General features: G+C 74.8%; 12 protein-coding genes and 2 pseudogenes. 5 read left to right on the forward strand and 9 right to left on the reverse strand.

Annotation, left to right across the window (positions count from 1 at the left end; genetic code table 11):
• Positions 1–120: 120 nt before the first annotated feature.
• The 8 genes and pseudogenes from QSK52_RS30165 to QSK52_RS30200 all read right to left on the reverse strand — a co-directional run bounded on the left by QSK52_RS30165 (position 121) and on the right by QSK52_RS30200 (position 6,831).
• The gene (locus QSK52_RS30165; RefSeq protein ID WP_285739381.1) at positions 121–312 is read right to left on the reverse strand and encodes a hypothetical protein; all 192 of its coding nucleotides are present in this window, start codon (positions 310–312) and stop codon (positions 121–123) included.
• A 123-nt stretch (positions 313–435) separates the two neighbouring features.
• Positions 436–936, reverse strand: coding sequence for a hypothetical protein (locus QSK52_RS30170; RefSeq protein WP_285739382.1), 501 nt, complete (start codon positions 934–936; stop codon positions 436–438).
• Between the two features lie 50 nt (positions 937–986).
• A complete protein-coding gene (locus QSK52_RS30175) occupies positions 987–1,445 on the reverse strand; it encodes a DUF6098 family protein (protein WP_285739383.1) in 459 nt (152 codons plus the stop codon).
• Between the two features lie 99 nt (positions 1,446–1,544).
• Positions 1,545–1,961 (reverse strand): CBS domain-containing protein, encoded by a 417-nt coding sequence (locus QSK52_RS30180; protein ID WP_285739384.1) that lies wholly within the window; start codon positions 1,959–1,961, stop codon positions 1,545–1,547.
• A 115-nt stretch (positions 1,962–2,076) separates the two neighbouring features.
• Positions 2,077–2,787: pseudogene (locus tag QSK52_RS30185) on the reverse strand (putative Ig domain-containing protein); the annotation flags it as partial.
• 216 nt (positions 2,788–3,003) lie between these two features.
• Positions 3,004–3,690, reverse strand: a pseudogene (locus tag QSK52_RS39530) (S1 family peptidase); the annotation flags it as partial.
• A 102-nt stretch (positions 3,691–3,792) separates the two neighbouring features.
• The gene (locus QSK52_RS30195; RefSeq protein WP_285739385.1) at positions 3,793–5,346 is read right to left on the reverse strand and encodes an alpha-L-arabinofuranosidase B; all 1,554 of its coding nucleotides are present in this window, start codon (positions 5,344–5,346) and stop codon (positions 3,793–3,795) included.
• Between the two features lie 420 nt (positions 5,347–5,766).
• On the reverse strand, positions 5,767–6,831 hold the full coding sequence (locus tag QSK52_RS30200) for a cation diffusion facilitator family transporter (RefSeq protein ID WP_285739386.1): 1,065 nt from the start codon (positions 6,829–6,831) through the stop codon (positions 5,767–5,769).
• A gap of 225 nt (positions 6,832–7,056) precedes the next feature.
• On the opposite strand from QSK52_RS30200, the gene QSK52_RS30205 reads away from it, so the two are divergent.
• The 3 genes from QSK52_RS30205 to QSK52_RS30215 all read left to right on the forward strand — a co-directional run bounded on the left by QSK52_RS30205 (position 7,057) and on the right by QSK52_RS30215 (position 10,259).
• Positions 7,057–7,494, forward strand: a complete 438-nt coding sequence (locus QSK52_RS30205) for a hypothetical protein (RefSeq protein ID WP_285739387.1) — start codon at positions 7,057–7,059, stop codon at positions 7,492–7,494.
• A 120-nt stretch (positions 7,495–7,614) separates the two neighbouring features.
• The gene (locus QSK52_RS30210) at positions 7,615–8,319 is read left to right on the forward strand and encodes an ABC transporter ATP-binding protein (RefSeq protein WP_285739388.1); all 705 of its coding nucleotides are present in this window, start codon (positions 7,615–7,617) and stop codon (positions 8,317–8,319) included.
• On the forward strand, positions 8,316–10,259 hold the full coding sequence (locus tag QSK52_RS30215) for a YhgE/Pip family protein (RefSeq protein ID WP_285739389.1): 1,944 nt from the start codon (positions 8,316–8,318) through the stop codon (positions 10,257–10,259). Before QSK52_RS30210 ends, QSK52_RS30215 begins: the two co-directional genes overlap by 4 nt.
• Before the next feature lie 134 nt (positions 10,260–10,393).
• Here QSK52_RS30215 and QSK52_RS30220 read toward each other — a convergent pair whose 3' ends face one another.
• Positions 10,394–12,592, reverse strand: a complete 2,199-nt coding sequence (locus tag QSK52_RS30220) for a M4 family metallopeptidase (RefSeq protein WP_285739390.1) — start codon at positions 12,590–12,592, stop codon at positions 10,394–10,396.
• Positions 12,593–12,779: 187 nt separating this feature from the next.
• Between QSK52_RS30220 and QSK52_RS30225 the strand changes: the two genes are divergently transcribed.
• Entirely contained in the window at positions 12,780–15,482 is a 2,703-nt protein-coding gene (locus tag QSK52_RS30225) for a helix-turn-helix transcriptional regulator (protein WP_285739391.1), read from the forward strand.
• Between the two features lie 154 nt (positions 15,483–15,636).
• Positions 15,637–16,608, forward strand: a complete 972-nt coding sequence (locus tag QSK52_RS30230) for an alpha/beta hydrolase (protein WP_285739392.1) — start codon at positions 15,637–15,639, stop codon at positions 16,606–16,608.
• Positions 16,609–16,647 lie beyond the last annotated feature (39 nt).

Here is a 16,647-nt window from a genome sequence, read left to right on the forward strand (position 1 = left end):
CGTCCGGCCGCGTGCGTGGTGATGCCCGGCGGGCCGACAAATCCCAAACAGGACAGTCAGAACGTCAGTCAGGCGGAGGGTCAGACCCGCCGGCAACAGCACCACGTCACATCCTCACTGTCAGGCGGGGTCGGGGCGCTCCTCCTCCCGGTCGCCCGGGTGGGGCGTGCCGTCCGCGTCGTGCCAGCCGGATTCGGCGGGAGCGTCCGGCGCCTCGCCGTCGGGTCCGCCGGTGGGCGGGTCGTCGTGCAGGTGCGGTGTCGAGGCGGTCCGTTCCGGCCCTTGCTCGGCCGGGGTGTCCTGGGTGCTCATCGGGTTCCTCCGCAGCGTCGGCCGTGCCCGGTCCCCTGTCCCCGCGGCTGCCCGCAGCACCCCGGCCGAAACGCCCGCAGCGCCGGGCCCGGAGCGCTCGCACCGCCCGCGGTCGCCGCCGGGTCACGGCCGGGCGGTCAGCACCCCGGCGGCCGACCGGCGGAGCCCTTCCAGGAGTTCGGCCTGCCGGTCGGCCCGGTCGGCGAGTTCGTCGAGCCGGGCCCGGTCGACGCGGGGGTCGGCACCGGCCCGGTCGGCCAGGGCGGCCCACAGTTGGCGCTTGCCCAGGACGCCGAGCCGGAGGGCCTCCAGCTCGACCAGGTCGGTCAGCGGGGAGCGGCGCAGCAGGGTGCCGTTCGGTTTGAGCAGGCCCGCCAGTTCGCCGAGGCGCCCCAGCCAGGCGTACGGGCGCCGTTCGGGGACGCCGAGCTCCCGCATCACCCGGCGCAGGGACGCCGTGTCGCAGGCGATGTCGGCGGCCAGTTGCCGCAGCAGGCGCGCGCCCTCCGGGTCGGAGAGCGACCGGGCGGTCCGGTGGGCCCGCCTGGTGCCGGCTGCGGCACCGGCGAGGTGGTTGTTCAGGTAGATGGTGAGCAGCTGGTGGTCGGTGGGTGGTGCGGTCACGGGCACTTCCGTCTCTCGTTCCGGTGCGGGTGGGTGGGGGCGGCGGGTCCTCACGGGTTCCCGGTGCGGCGCATGGGCCCCCAGCGGCCCGGTTGGTGGGCGATCTCGCGGTTGGCCTCGGCGATGACGTCCTCGCTGATCCGGGCCAGGGGGCGGGCCCCGGTGAGGAGGGGTTCGTCGTCCGGGCCGCGGGCGGTCTCGGTGCCGGTGAGGATCCAGGGGTGGACGCCGGGCGGCTTGTCGCGCCTCAGGTGCGAGTAGTCGTACAGGCGGCGGGCGGCCCACAGGCGCAGCGGACGGTCCTGCCACCAGTCCTCGACGGACAGCGGGGTGGCGGACAGGCCGGGCAGGGCGTCGCGGGTCAGGTCGTCCTGGCTGCCGCTCCCGTCCGCGAGGTCGGCCCGGGGGCCGCGGGACCAGCGCACGTACAGCGGCTGGTCCCCGTGGTCGCGCAGGAAGTCGGCGAGGGCGTCCAGGCTGGTGATGTCGGGGTGGGGAAAGGGCGTCATGGGTGCGGGTGCCTCCGTGCGGGCGGTGGCCCGTGCGGGGTCGGCCCCGGGCGGACGGCGGTGCGTCGCCCGCCCGGGGCCGGGGGCCGGGGCGGGTGGTCAGGCGGCGGAGATGGCCTCCAGCACGTCGCCGACCTTGGCGTCGGGCAGCACGCGGGCGACGTCGGCCAGCGCGACGATGCCGACCAGGCGGTGGCCGTCGATGACGGGCAGGCGGCGGACCTGGTGGGAGCCCATGGTGCGCAGGATCTCGTTCGCCTCGTCGTCGGCGCCGATGGTGACGGCCTCGCCCTGGGCGAGTTCACCGGCCTTGACCTGCCCGGGGTCCTTGCCCGCGCCGAGCACCTTCACCACGATGTCGCGGTCGGTCAGGACGCCCTTGAGCCGGTCGTCGGTGCCGCAGATGGGCAGCGCGCCCACGCCCAGCCGGGTCATCTTCTCCGCCGCGTCCAGGACGGACTCCTGCTCGCCGACGCACTCGGCGCCCTCGGTCATGATCTCGCGTGCGGTCGTCATCGCGTTCCTCCTGTTCGTTCCGTCGTCCCCCGCAGGGGCGGCTGCCCAGGTGGCCGACGGCCATGCGTCACCGCCCGCCCCCTTTCGGGAGCGGGCGGGACCGGGACGGGCCGGGTCAGGCGGTCTGGACGGCGGTGTCGTCGATCACGAAGGAGGTCTGCAGCGAGGAGTCCTCGACCGCGGTGAACTTCACCGTGACGCTCTGGCCCGCGTAGGCCGACAGGTCGATGCTCTTCTGGGTGTAGCCGGTGGCCGCGTTGACGTTCGAGTGGGTCGCGACCGTGGTGCCGTTGACGGTCACGGTCAGCTTGTCGTACGCGGTGCTGCCGGACTCCGCGGTGTCGACGTGCAGCCAGTAGCTGAAGGTGGCCTTGCAGCCGGCCGGGACGGTCACGGTCTGCGCGAGGGTGTCGGTGTGGGCGGAGCCGTAGCCGTCCATCCAGGCCTTCCAGGAGCCGCTGTGGGCGGCCTCGGAGGAGGAGTTGTCGACCACGCCGGAGGAGGCGGTCCAGGGGCTGGCGGTGCCGGTCTCGAAGCCGGGGTTGCCGAGCAGCTGGGTCGGGGTGCAGCTGCCCTGGGTGGTGGTGACCGTCCAGGAGAACGTGGTGGAGGCGGTCCGGTTGGCGGCGTCCTTGACGGTCACGGTCACCGTGGAGCTGCCCGCGGTGGTGGCGGTGCCGCTGATCAGGCCGGTGGAGGCGTTGATGGACAGCCCGGTGGGCAGGCCGGTGGCCGAGTAGCCGAGCGGCGCGGTGCCGCCGGTGGCCTGGACCTGCAGGTTGACGGCGCCGTTGACCGCGGTCGACTGGTTGCCCGGGTTGGCCACCGACGGGGCCGCCCCGGCCGGCTTGGTCAGCAGGCAGCCGCTGACGTTCAGGTCGATGACCCGGCCGGTGCCCAGGCAGGTGGTGAACCAGTAGGTCTCCTCGCCGTAGCTCTGGCCCTTGGTGGCGGTGGTGGTGCCGTCCGCGGCGACCTCGCACGGGTTGTTCAGGGTGCACATCGCGCCGTCGTCGTTGCCGGTGTTGTTGATGCCGACGACCTTCCGGCTGGCCGCGTCGACGATCGGCGACCCGGAGGTGCCGTGCGTGGTGTTGCAGCCCGAGCTGTAGCGCAGCGAGTCGTGCCAGGTCCACTGGTCCTCGCGCAGGGTCGCGACGAACCCGTTGACCGAGCAGTTCCAGACCTGCTTCCAGTACGAGGACGGTATGTACATCGCGGAGCCGTCGACTGGGTGGGTGTCGCTGATGGTCAGCGCCGTCGCCCCGTACTTGGAGCTGATGGCGGAGAAGGTGTCGGTGAGCTGGTACAGCGCGACGTCGGTGCCGGTCATCGTCGCGTACAGCACCTTGTCGGCCTGGACGGTGCCGAGCGAGGCGCCGGAGGAGTTCAGCAGGGTGCCGCTGCGGCTGGCGCTCGCGTTCTGGATGACCTGGCCGGCCGTCGGCATGGTGGGCAGGCAGTGGCCGTTGGTCAGCATCATCGCCCGGTCGGTGTCCACCGAGGTCGGGTAACGGACCAGCGAGGCCGAGCAGTTGCTCAGCGCGATGGTGGAGGTCAGGTCGCCGGCCTGGACGGCCTGCGCGGGGGCGGCACCGAGGGTGAGGGTGCCTGCGACGACCGCGCCCGCGCCGAACACGGCGGCGAGTTTCTTGAACATGGCTCTCCTTGTGGGGGATTGCGGGCGTGCGACCGGTTGGCGCACGCCCGCGCCGGACGAAAGTGCCATGCCCACTTCAATGCGGTCAACCGTGCCGACGGAACTGGTGGCCGGAATTCCCCGCGGTGGTGGCCCGCACCCGGCGCCCGGGCGCCGGGTGCGGGCCGGGGGTCAGGACAGGGGCTGGGCGGTCAGCCAGGAGGTGTCCTCGGCCCAGTAGTTGGCGTTGTCCCAGGTGTTGCCGCCGACGCCGTCACCGGCGAGGTAGCCGGTGTACTCGTAGTGGCGCAGGAAGCGGTTGGGGAAGTTGACGGACTGGAAGGAGTAGCCCTGCCCGCTGTGCCCGGCCTGGAGGCAGAAGGTGGCGTCCTGCTTGAACACGGTGCTGCCGTCGGAGGCCGCGGTGCGGAGCTGGTAGTTGAAGTGCCGCAGGTACTGGCCGGGGGCGGAGGCGGACTCGAAGGACAGGCAGGAGCCGTTGGCCAGTCCGGCGCGGACGATCCAGGTGGCGTCGCTCCGGTCGGCGGCCGGACTGCCGGAGGTGATCGGGGAGATGGCCACCGTGGCGTCGGCGCTGCGGCGCAGGTAGTCGGCGGTGCAGCAGGCGGTGGTCGCCTTCAGCGAGACCCGGGCGCCGGGCGTGAGGGCGCTCGAAGTGACGGCCGCTTCCTGGTAGTTGGCTGCGGCGATGTTGGCCTGGACGGCGTTCTCGGTGCTGTCCGAGGGGTAGCCGGAGGTCATCACGCCCTCGTAGAAGGTGCCGCTGGAGGACTTGCTGTTGTCACCGCCGATGCCCAGGATGATCGCGCCCTCCTTGTGCATCGGGTTGTAGCCCGCGACGTTGGGCCGGACCCCGTTGTAGTAGGTCGACAGGCCGCCGGACTGCGCGTTGCCCGCCTTGATCGCCCACAGGTTGGGGGCGCCCTTGACGATCGCGGTCAGGAAGCGGTGGCTGACGCTCGGGTCGTTCGCGTTGTAGCCCGCGTTGACGCCGGAGAACAGGCCGTTCTCCAGGTCGGCCATCACCCAGGGGCCCTTGCCGGTGCCGGAGCCCCAGATGGTGCTGTCGCCGAAGTAGATGGCCTCCATGTGGCCGTTGCCGGTGTCGAGGTTGTTGGTCTCGGCGTTGCCGTAGTCGAAGCAGCAGCCGCCGCCGAAGTGGGTGCCGTCCAGGACGGCGTACATGCCCTCGGGCTGGTCGCCGGTGGCGATGCCGTTGGTCTTGTTGTTGCGGTAGCCGGTGCCCGCGGCCACGTACACGCCGTACGCCTTGTGGCCCGCGACGGTGACCGGGGCGGCGGTGGCGGGGGCGAGGTTGTCCGGGCCCGGGGCGGCGCCGCCGGCCGGGGCCTGGGTGAGGTGGTTGCCCCTGCCCGACTGGTCGTAGATCACGGTGATGACGCAGGTGGTGGCGGCACAGAAGGCGTCCTGGGCGGCGGCGTTGGCGTAGCCGCCGGTGGCGAGGACGCCGATGTCCCTGGTCGCGCCGTCGGAGGCGCGGCGGACCTGGTAGAGCGCGCCGCCGTACCCGCCGTACAGGGCCCGGGTGGTGGAGTGGGCCGCCACGCAGGGCGTCCCGCCGGAGGCGTAGAGGTCGCACGGCCCCTGGACGGCGGCCTGCGAGGCCGTCTCGGTGCCCGCGATCAGGGCGACGGTCAGGACCGCGGTGGTGCCGGTCGCGAGGAGGGCGCGCCGGGCGCGGCGCAGCCAGGTCTGGACAGCCAAGGGTGACTCCTTGCTGAGGGGTGGGGGTCGGGAGGTCCCGAGGAGACGGCCGCCCCGGTGCCCCGACGGCGGAGCCGTCCGCGGCGGGCGAGAGGGCTGCTGCGCTTTGTTAGCGCTAACAATTCACCCTGACGGAGGCTCAGAGCAGCGGGGGAAAACGGGAGTTCGGCTCAGGAGGCGGCCGTGCATCACTATGGAGAAGGGGCGTGACCCCGTCAAGGCTTCCGTCCGGATTGGTCCTCGCCCCCGGCACTGCTCCCCCGCGATCGGTGCAACCCCTTGCCCCACCGCTTGTTAGCGCTCACAATGCTCTGTCGGAGCCGCATTCCCGCCGTGCGCGTCGAGCGTGCGACGGCCCCGTGCGGTAGGTGGACGTCCGGGCGCCCGCCGGTTCGACGGGCGCCCGGACGCGGGGCGGGTTCAGCCCTCCGCGGCGGCCTGCCGCCGCACCGTCTCGCGCAGCCTGCGGCGGCGCTCGGCCGCGCGGCGGCGCTCGTCCTCGTCGGCCGCGGTGATGTCCAGGAAGACCTGGTCGAACTCGGGGCACCTCGCCCGGATCCGCTGCTTCAGCCCGACGCAGAGCTCCTCGACCCCGCTGCTGTCCAGGCCGTCGACCAGGTCGATCCGGGCGGCCAACAGGGCCGAACGGGGGCCGAGTTGCATGGTCAGCAGCCGGGTCACGGTGTCGACCTCGGGCCGCTCGGTGAGCACGTCCAGGGCCTGCTGCTGGACGGCCGGGTCGACGGCCTGCCCGACCAGCCGGTCCTTGGCGTCCCGGCCCAGCCGGTAGGCGACGTACATCAGCAGCACCGCGATGGCCAGGGCCGCGCCCGCCTCCCACCCGGGCCGTCCGGTCCACTGGTGGAGCCCGGCGCCCGCCAGCGCCAGCAGGACGCCGAGCACCGCCGCCGCGTCCTCGGCGAACACCGTCCGCACCGTCGGGTCGTCGCCGCGGCGCAGCTGCACCAGCAGGCCGCGCCCCGCCCGCCGGGCCTGCCTGCGCACCTGCAGGACGGCCCTGGCCAGCGAGGCGCCCTCCGCGAGCAGCGACACCAGCAGCACCAGGTACACGACCAGGTAGCCCTCGGTGGCCTCGGCCTCCGGGTTCAGCAGGGTGTGCAGGCCCTGGTAGAACGAGAAGCAGCCGCCGGTGACGAAGATGCCGACCGCGGCCAGCATCGACCAGAAGAACCGCTCCTTGCCGTAGCCGAAGGGGTGGCGGGCGTCCGGCCGTCGGCGGCTGCGGCTCAACGAGGCCAGCAGGAACACCTCGTTGAGGCTGTCGGCGACCGAGTGCGCCGCCTCGGACAGCAGCGCGGGCGAGCCCGCGAGCAGACCGCCCGCGGTCTTCGCCAGGGCGATCACCAGGTTGGCCACCAGCGCGGTCAGCACCGTCCCCCTGGTCTCGCCGTCCCCCTCCGTGCCGTCCGCCCCCGCGCCCTTCGGGCCGTCCGTCTCCGCGCCGTGCGCGCCGTCCGTCGTCATGCCCCGCCGTGTGCCCCGGGGACCGCCGCGCAACCGCCCCGCCCGGCCGCCGCCGCACCGCACCCCCGGCCCCGACGCACCTCCCCTCCCCGGCAAGGGAGTTGAATCCGCCCGGCGGGGCACCCGGCGGACATGACGCACACGGACGCACGACGAGCGGGCAGGCCATGGTGGACGCGGCCGCAGGTGTGGGTGGCGACGGTGGCCTCGGGGGCGGCGTGGAGCATGGTCACGCACTTCATGAACGGGGCGTCGTGGCCGCTCACGGTCGTCGCGGGCGGGTGCTACGCCCTGGCGACCCTGGCGCTCCTGCGCTGGGGGCACCGCCGCCGGGCCAGGAGGCTGGGCCTGCCGGACGCGTCCGCGCTCGTCGACCTGGACCGCGCCGTCAAGGAGGAGCGGATCCCCGAGGACCCGGTGCTGGTGGCGGCGCTGCGCCGGGTGGTGCGCGCCGACCGGGCGCAGCGGCGGCGCGCGTGGTGGGCGTGGCCGGTGCTGGCCGCCTGCGTGCTGTGGTCGGCGGCGTCGCTGTGGCAGCGCCACGGCCAGGTGGCCGGGGTGGTGACGCTGGTGTTCCTGCTGTGCTGGTTCCCGCTGCTGTTCGTCCTCGACCGTCGGCAGCGGGCCAGGCTCCGGCGTCTGGAGTCCCGGCTGGGGCGGTGAGCTGCCCGGACGGGGGCGGTGAGCTGCCCGGACGAGGGCGGTGAGCTGCCCGGACGGGGCCGGGGGCATGGCCCGGCCGATTCCGGTTACCCGCCGGTAGTGATGGTGTGCGGAGAGGCCGTGACGGCCCGGGGAATCAGTGTGCACGGCCCGCGCGGGCCGGTGTTCGAGAACGTGGACGCGGACGTGCCGCCCGGCGGCCTGCTGGTGGTGCACGGGCCCGCCGGGTCCGGCCGCACCAGCGCGCTGCTGGCGCTGGCCGGCCGGATGCGGCTGCGCACCGGCGTGCTGCGGGTGGGCCGTCACCGGGCCCCCGGGGCCGGGGCCGGCGGGGTGCGCCGGTCGGTGGCGGTGGCCCGGGCGGACGGTGCGGTCGCCGCCGAGGGGCGGCTGCGGGTGCGCGAACTGGTCGCCGAACGCTGCTGGTTGGACCGGGACGTCACCCGGCGGGGCGTGGTCGAGGCCGCCCGGCTGCTCGGCCTGCACCTGCGCGGCGCGACCCTCGCCGAGGACCTGCCGCCGCTGGAGTCGCTGCTGCTGGACGTGGCGCTCGCCCTCGCGGCCCGCCCGCCCGTGCTGGCCGTGGACGCGGTGGACCGCGACTGCCCCGATGCCGACCGCGACCGGGCCTGGCGGGCTCTGGCGACGGTGACCGCCACCGGCTGCACCGTCCTGGCCACCGCCGCCCAGCCGCCCTCGCCACCGCCCCCGGGCACCGTCCTGCTGGCACTGCCGCACCGCGCCGACCCGGACGCCCCCGCACCGGACGTCCCCGTACCGGCTGCCCCCGCGCCGGGCGCGGCCGCGGACGGGAGGGCCGCGTGACCGCCGTCCGCCTCGCCCTGCTCGAACTGCGCCGCTTCCGCGGCCCGTTGCGCCGACTGGTGCCGCTGCTGCTCTGCCTGATCCCGCTGCTGTACGGGGCGATGTACCTGTGGGCGAACTGGGATCCGTACGGGAAGACCGACCGGATCCCGGTCGCCGTGGTGAACCTGGACCGCCCCGCCGTCGCCGAGGGGGGACGGCCGGTGGACGCCGGGGCGCAGCTGGTGGAGCAGTTGAAGGCGTCCGGCACCTTCGGCTGGCGGTTCGTCGACGCCGGGGCGGCCGACGCGGGGCTGCGCGAGGGGCGGTACGCGTTCACGGTCGAGATCCCGGCGGACTTCAGCAGCCGGCTGGCGACCGCCGCCGACGCGCAGCCGCAGCAGGGCGGCGTCCTGCTGCGGCTGAACGACGCGAACAACTACATCGCGGGCGTGATGACCGAGGTGGTGCAGTCGAAGCTGCAGGCCCAGGTCGACTCGGCGGTGCACGAGGCGTACGTCCGCGCGCTCTACGGCGAACTCTCGGACTTCCGGCAGGAGTTGGCGGTGGCCTCGGAGGGCGCCCGGCAACTGGTCGGGGCGACCACCACCGCCCGGCAGGGCAGCGCGGCGCTGGCGAGCGCCGCCGACGGCCTGCACGCGGGCACCGAGCGGATCGGCGCCGGGGCGCAGCAGATCAGCCGGGCCGTCGGGCAGGTCGACCGGGCCGCCGAGGCGCTGGACGGGGCGGTGGCGGACCGGCTGCCGCGGGCCGCCGCCCAGCTGGTGACGGCCGCCTCGGTGGCCGCCGAGGGGCTGCACACCCTGCACACCGGCACCTCGCAGGTCCGCCAGGGCACCGGCACCGCCCTCGCCGACCTGCGCCAACTCTCCTCCGGTCAACCGGAGTTGGCTCAGGACCCGGTGTTCGCCCGGGTCCTGCGCGACGCCGAGCAGGCGGACGCCACCGCCGCCGGGATCGACGACCGGGCGGCCGCGGCCGACACCGCGGCCCAGCAGCAGCTGGCCGCCGCCCGCGACCTGCAGCGCACCGCCGTGGACGTGCAGCAGAACGCCGCGGCCCTGAACGCCCCGCTGCGGCTGCTGGACGGCGGCGCCGCCGACGTGGCCGCGGGAACGGCGACGGTCGCCGACGGCCTGCAGTCGCTGCGGGCGGGCGCGGACGCCGCGCGCTCCGCCGCCGACCAGGCGCACGACGGGGCGACCAGGCTGTCGACCACCGTGGACGACGGGCTGCACCGGATCCCCGAACTGAGCGGCCAGCAGGTCGAGGGCGCCGCCCGGGTGCTGGGCACCCCGGCCCGGATCGACCGCACCAACCTGCACCCGGCGGGCGTGTACGGGCGCGGGATGGCGCCGTTCTTCTTCGGCATCGCGCTGTGGGTGTTCGGCCTGTTCGCCTACCTGCTGCTGCGGCCGGTCAACGGCCGCGCGCTGGCCGGCCGGGCCCGTTCGGCGACCGTCGCCGCCGCCGGATGGCTGCCCGCCGCGCTGCTCGGCGCGGTGGCGGCGCTCGTCCTGTACGCGGTGGTGGACCTGACGCTGGGGCTGCACCCGGTGCACCCGTGGGCCACGGTCGCCCTGCTGGTCCTGGGCGCGGCCTCCTTCGTGGCGGTCGACCACTTCCTGCGGACCTCGCTGGGTGTGCCGGGCGACGTGCTCTCGCTGGTCCTGCTGGTCCTGCAACTGACCGCCGCGGGCGGCCTGTACCCGATGCCCACCGCCCCGGCGTTCTTCCGGTTCCTGCACCCGCTGCTGCCGATGACCTACCTGATCGACGGCCTGCGGGCCACCGTCTCCGGCGGCCAGGCCGCCCACGTCCTGCGCGACGGCGCCGTGCTGGCGGCCTTCGGCGTCCTCTTCCTCGGGCTCACCACGCTGGCCGTCCGCCGCCAGCGGGTGTGGACGGTCGCCCGGTTGCACCCCGACGTCGAACTCTGACGCCCCCGCGACCGGCCCCGCCCCAGTGGGGCCGGTCACGGGCTGCCGTCCTCGCTGCTACCCCGCGGGAGGGCGGCGGTCCGGCGGCCGGAACCTCCACAGCGGTTCCGGCCGTCGGCGTCCTGGGGGGGCGGTCAGCCGATGGCGACGTCGTCGAGCAGGAAGACGGTCGACAGGTAGGCGTCCTCCGTCCCGGCGAACTCCAGCTTCACGCTCTTGCCCTTGTAGGCGGACAGGTCGACGGTCTTCTGGACGTACCCGGCGGAGGCGTTGGCGTTGGAGTAGGTGGCGAGCGTGCTGCCGTTGACGTTGACCTTGAGGGTGTCGTAGGCGGTGGAGCCGGACTCCTGGGTGCTGACCTTCAGCCAGAAGGTCAGCTTCGGGGTGCCGGTGGCGGGCACGGCGATGTTCGACTGGGAGAGGGACTCGACGGCGGAGGTGCCGTAGCCCATCATCCAGGCGTACCAGGAGCCGCCGTGCGCGGCCTGCAGCGTGGAGTTGCTGATGTCGTTGTCGCTCTGCGTCCAGCCGGTGGTGCCCTGCTCGAAGCCGCCGTTGACCAGCGCGTTGCCGCTCGGGGTCGAGGTGGACGGCGACGGGGAGGGGCTGGTCGAACCGGACGGGGACGGGGAGGGGCTGGTGGAGGAGGAGGGCGACGGGGTGGGGCTGCTCGTGCCCGGGTCGGGCAGCGCGGTGCCGACGCTGACGGCGGCCCACGCCTTGGAGACGAGGTAGCGCTCCTGGGAGTTGGTGCCGTACAGGTCGGCGGCGGCCTGCAGGGTGGCGGTGCGCGCCGAGGCGTAGTTGGTGGTGGAGGTCATGTAGGTGGTCAGGGCGCGGTACCAGACGGCGGCGGCCTTGTCACGGCCGATGCCGCTGAAGCTGTCGCCGTTGCACGGGGTGCCGTTGTGCGGCAGGCCGCCGATGGTCTTGGCGCCGGTGCCCTCGGCCGCCAGGTAGAAGAAGTGGTTGGCGATGCCGGAGGAGTAGTGCACGTCCACCGACCCGGCGCCGGAGTTGTAGCAGGACAGCGAGGAGCCGTCCGCGGCGGGGTTGTCCATCCGGCGCAGGTAGCCGTTGGACATGTTGACCTTCTCGCCGATGTAGTAGTCGCCGGGGTCGGCGGCGTTGTTGGCGTAGAACTCGACCATGGTGCCGAAGATGTCCGACGTCGCCTCGTTGAGGCCGCCGCTCTCGCCGGAGTAGTTGAGGTTGGCGGTGGCGGCGGTGACGCCGTGGCTCATCTCGTGACCGGCCACGTCCAGGGCGGTGAGCGGGGTGTTGCTGTTCTGCGAGGAGCCGTCGCCGAAGGACATGCAGAAGCAGGAGTCGTCGTAGAAGGCGTTGAGCAGGCCGGTGTCGACGTGGACGTAGGCGGGGGCGCCGCGGCCGTCGTTGCGGATGCCGGAGCGGTTGAAGGTGTTCTTGTAGAAGTCCCAGGTCTTCGCCAGGCCGTAGGAGGCGTCGACGGCGGCGCTCTCCCGGCTCGAGGTGGAGCCGTTGCCCCAGGAGTTGGTCGACTTCGTGAACGCCCTGGCGTTCTGGGTGGGGCTCGACTGCGAGCTGTTGTAGGAGTCGTAGACGATGGTGCCGCCGTGCGCGGCGTCGGTGAGGGTGTAGCCGCTGGTGGTCTGGGTGGTCTCGATGGAGACCTGGCCGACGTTGATGCCGTTGCCGGTGCCGGTGACGCCCTGGTGCAGCTCGTACTGGTCCAGCGGCGCGCCGCTGGCGGCGTCGACGATCACGGCCTCGCGCGAGGCGGGGCCGGCCTCGCCGTCGCCGGTGACGGTGGAGCGGTAGGCCAGCACCGGGACCTTGCCGACCGCGTACACCACCAGGGCGCTGCCGTCCGCGGTGCCGGTCTTGGCGTTCCTGACGTGCTTGGCGTGCCGGACGGCCGCGGCCGAGGCGTCGGCCGCGCTGAGCTTCGGCGTGGTGCCGGCGACCTTGAGCGCGCCCTGGTGGGCCTGGTCGGAGCCGGTGGCCCGGCCGTTCGCGTCGTAGTGGACGACCAGGTCGCCGCCGATGACGGGCAGGCCGCGGTAGGTGCGGTCGTAGCGCACGTGCCGGGCGCCGTCGGTGTCGAGGAGCACGTCCTTGGCCACCAGGCGCTCGTCCGCACCGAGGCCGAGCGACTTCGCGACCGCGGCGGCCTCCCGGTCGGCGGCGCGCAGCGCCTCGGTGCGGGCGTCGGCGCTCATCGCCCGGAACCCGGCGCCGGGTCGGGCGGAGGGGCTGGTGGCGGCGGCGGTGGACTGGGTGGCCACCGCGGTCACGGTGCCCAGGGTCAGGGCGGCCGCGACGGCGGCTGCGAGGGCGTTCTTACGGGACATCACGTTCCTCCCGCCGAGCTGGGGTTGAGGGGGGAGGGCGGCAGGACGTCGTCGGGGGGTGGGGGGCGTCCGGCAGCCGGTTGACAGCTCGACTGTGGCGATGACGTTAGGGAAGACGGGGGGCGGTCGACATCAGGGCAACCCCTTGACCTGGCGCGGGACGGCCCCGGAGGCGCACCATGGCCCGGTGCGAGACTCTGCGACGTGGGTGAACGGGCTTCCGGAGGCGTCCGGTGCCGGACTGCCGGACGAGGTGCGCGGCATCCGCCGGGTGGTGCTGTTCGGGCCGCCCGGCATCGGCAAGACCACCGCCGCCGGGGTGCTGGGCCGGCAGCTGGGCCGACCCGTGCTGCGGCTGGCCCCGGGCCCGCAGGACACCCCGGTCCCCTACACCGGGCTGCTCGAACTCGCCCTGGCCCTGCAGCCGTTGCCGACCGCGCAGGAGCTCGCGGCGGCCCTGGACGAGACCGTCGGCACCGACCACGCCGGAGCCTCGCTGCGGTTGCGCCGGTTGACCGCCGCCGTGCTGCGGGACGCACCGCCGCTGACCCTGGTGGTGGACAACGCCCAGTGGCTGGACGCGGCCAGCGCGGCCGTCCTGGGCTGGGCCCTGCGCCTGGCCCCCGGGTTCCCCGTCGTCGTGGCGGAGCGCACCTGGCGTCCGGGCGCCGGGAACCACTGGTGCGGCGAGGACGCGCACCCGGTGCGCGTCCCGCCGCTGACGCCCCGCCAGGTCGCGGCCCTGCTGGCGCCGCACCGACCCACCCCGGGGGAGGTGACCCGGATCCACGCCCGCAGCGGCGGGAACCCGGCCCTGGCCCTGGCGCTCGCCGAGGCCGCGGACCCGGCCGCGGAGCGGGACGGCGGGGACGGAGCGGCCCTGCCCCCGGCGGCGCGCCGGTTGGTGGGCGAGTGGCTGGACACCGTGTCGGAGGAGGCCCGCGAACTGCTGACCCTCGCCGCGCTCGACGACCGCCCGGACCGCGGGCTGCTGGCCCGCCTGGTCGGTCCGGCCGCCGGCAACCTGCTGGCCGAGGCCGGGGCCGCCGGACTCGTCGACCTCGACCGGCCCGACGGGGAGGTGCACTTCACCGCCTCCGCGATCGGCGCGGAACTCACCGCCCGGCTGCCGGAGACCGCACGCCGTCTCCTGCACGCCCGGCTGGCCGAGGCCAGCCACGACGGCCTGCGCCGCGACCGGCACACCCTGCTGGCCGCCGACGCCGACGACCCGGGCACCGCCCGGCGCGCCGCCCGCGCCGCCGGGAGCGCCCGGCTGCGCGGCGAGCACGCGCTGGCCGCCGAACTCTCCCTGCTCGCCGCGGAGCGCACCCCGCCCGAGGACGCGGCCCTGCTCGCCGAACGGGCGCTGACCGCCGCCCGGGACGCCGCGCACTACGGGGACCTCCCCCGCGGCCGGGCCGCCGCCCGGCTCGTCCTGCACCGGCACGCCAGCCCGGCCCAACGCGTCGACACCCTGGTCGCCCTCATCGACGCCAGCGGGCAGGAGCTGCACGGCGCGGACCAGCTGTTCGCCGAGGCGCTCCACGCGGCGGCCGGGCACCCGGGCCTGACCGCGCAGGTCCTGATCCGCCAGTCCCTCTGGGCCAACGTCAACGACGGCGACCCCCGCCGGGCCTGCGCCCTGGCCGAACGGGCCGCCGCCCTCGCCGAGAGCGTCGGCGACACCGCCGCCACCACCCTGGCCCTGACCATGCAGGCGCGCGTCCAGCGCATCCTCGGCCTCCCCGGGGCCGGGGGCGCGCTGGCCCGCGCCCTGTCCCTGCCGCGCTCCGCCGCCCTCCCCGTCAACGGGACGCCCCAGCACCTCGCCGCCCGGCACGCCCTCTTCGACGACCGTCCCGACCTGGCCCGCAGCGCCCTGCTGCCCCTGCTCGTCGAGGCCGAGCGGACGGCGGACGCGGAGGCCACCGTCGACGTGCTGCGCGGCCTCGCCGAGGCCGAACTGCGCGCCGGACGGTGCACCGAAGCCCTCGCCTACGCCCGCCGCGCCCAGGCGCTGACCGACCGCACCGCCCTGTCACCCTCCCCCGCCTGCTACACCTCGGCCCTGGTCGAGGGCGCCACCCGGAGCACCGACACCGCCCTGGCCCACGCCCACCGCGGCATCGACGCCTCCCGGCAGGAGGACAACAAGGTCTTCCTCTCCCGCAACCTCTTCGCCCTCGGACACCTGCTGCTGGCCGCCGGACGCCCGAAGGAGGCCCTGGAGCCCCTGGCGGAGGTCCGCGTCCTGGAGGAGGAGCAGCAGGTCCGCGACCCGTCCGTGCTGCGCTGGCACGGCGACCTGGCCGAGGCCCTGGTCGCCGTCGGCCACGACGACGAGGCCGAGGCCCTGCTCGCCGACACCCGCCGCACCGCGACCGACCTCGGCCGGACCTCCGTGCTGCCCGCGCTCGACCGCGCCCTGGCCCTGCTGGACGCCGCCCGCGGCGACCACGACAGCGCCGCCCGCCGCCTCGCCGACGCGGCCGACCGCCAGCGTCACCTGCCCCTCGAACGCGGCCGGACCCTGCTGGCGCTCAGCCACGCCGAACGCCGCGGGCGCCGCCGAGCCAGTGCCCGCGCGGCGGCCCGGAGCGCCGCCGAGCTCTTCACCGCCCACCGGGCCCACCCCTGGGCCGACGCCGCCGCCCTGGCCCTCCAGCGCCTGGAGCCCGCCCCGGGCGGCGACGCGCGCCCCCGGCTGACCTCCGCCGAGGAGCGCTGCGCCCGCCTGGCCGCCGCCGGTGCCAGCAACCGCGACATCGCCGCCACCCTGACCGTCAGCGTCAAGACCGTCGAAGCCACCCTCACCCGCGTCTACCGCAAGCTCGACCTGCACTCGCGCGTCCAGCTCGCGCACGCGGTCGTCCCCGCGTCCGAGTGACCCGCCCACCGGGCCCGCCCCGGCGGCTGTGGCGGGCCCGTTCGGCCCATCCCGGGGAGGGAACCAGCCGGAATTCTCCTAGTTTGTTCCTTGGCCCGGCCTCACCGGGCCCGGGCGCCCGCTCGCGCCCGCCACCGCTCTCGATGGAGTGGACATGACGCAGCTTCCCCCGCCGATCACCCCCTACCTGGAGCCGGCCGCGGCCGAGCTCGCCAAGGCCACCGACCCGCACCCGCGGATCTACGAGGTGCCGCCGCCCGAGGGCCGGGACATCCTGCTCGGCCTGCAGAGCGGCGAGGGCGTCGAACGCCCGGCCGTGGACGAGGAGTGGGTGACCGTCGACGCGGGCGAGTGGGGGCAGGTCCGCACCCGCATCATCAAGCCCAAGGGCGCCACCGGCCCGTTGCCCGTGGTGTTCTACATCCACGGCGCGGGCTGGGTGTTCGGTGACGACAGGACCCACGACCGGCTGTTCCGCGAACTGGCGGTCGGCGCGGGCGCGGCAGGCGTCTTCCCGGTCTACGACCGGGCGCCGGAGGCGAAGTACCCGACCCAGGTCGAGCAGAACTACGCGGTCGGCCGGTGGCTGCTGGAGCACGGCGCCGAGCACGGCCTGGACGTCTCCCGGGTCGCCGTCACCGGCGAGTCGGTCGGCGGCTGCATGTCCGCGGTCTTCGCGAACATGAACAAGGAGCGCGGCGGCCTGGACCTCAAGGCCCAGGTGCTGCTGTACCCCGTCACCAACGCCGACTTCGACACCCCGTCCTACCGGCAGTTCGCCGAGGGCTACTACCTCACCCGCGACGGCATGATCTGGTTCTGGGACCAGTACTCCGACCCGGACCAGCGCAAGGAGCCGCACGCCTCCCCGCTGCAGACCCCGCTGGAGGACCTGCGCGGCCTGCCGACCACCCTGGTCATCACCGACGAGGCCGACGTGCTGCGCGACGAGGGCGAGCAGTACGCCAACAAGCTCCGCGAGGCCGGGGTCGACGTCACCGCCGTCCGGGTCGCCGGGATGGTCCACGACTTCCTGCTGCTGGACAGCCTGCGCGACACCCGCGCCGCCAACGTCGCCCGCAAGCTCGCGGTCGACGCCCTGAAGAAGGCCCTGCACGGCAGCTGACCTGCGCGACGCGCCGCACCGGCCCTCCCGCTCCCCGGG

The organism is Kitasatospora phosalacinea (genome assembly GCF_030268885.1).
Lineage (GTDB): Bacteria > Actinomycetota > Actinomycetes > Streptomycetales > Streptomycetaceae > Kitasatospora > Kitasatospora phosalacinea_C.

Excerpts from the sequence above, each read along its gene's own strand:
- QSK52_RS30165 (WP_285739381.1), bottom strand. The coding sequence starts at position 312 with ATGAGCACCCAGGACACCCCGGCCGAGCAAGGGCCGGAACGGACCGCC.
- QSK52_RS30175 (WP_285739383.1), bottom strand. The coding sequence starts at position 1,445 with ATGACGCCCTTTCCCCACCCCGACATCACCAGCCTGGACGCCCTCGCC.
- QSK52_RS30180 (WP_285739384.1), bottom strand. The coding sequence starts at position 1,961 with ATGACGACCGCACGCGAGATCATGACCGAGGGCGCCGAGTGCGTCGGC.
- QSK52_RS30200 (WP_285739386.1), bottom strand. The coding sequence starts at position 6,831 with ATGACGACGGACGGCGCGCACGGCGCGGAGACGGACGGCCCGAAGGGC.
- QSK52_RS30205 (WP_285739387.1), top strand. The coding sequence starts at position 7,057 with ATGGTCACGCACTTCATGAACGGGGCGTCGTGGCCGCTCACGGTCGTC.
- QSK52_RS30220 (WP_285739390.1), bottom strand. The coding sequence starts at position 12,592 with ATGTCCCGTAAGAACGCCCTCGCAGCCGCCGTCGCGGCCGCCCTGACC.
- QSK52_RS30230 (WP_285739392.1), top strand. The coding sequence starts at position 15,637 with ATGACGCAGCTTCCCCCGCCGATCACCCCCTACCTGGAGCCGGCCGCG.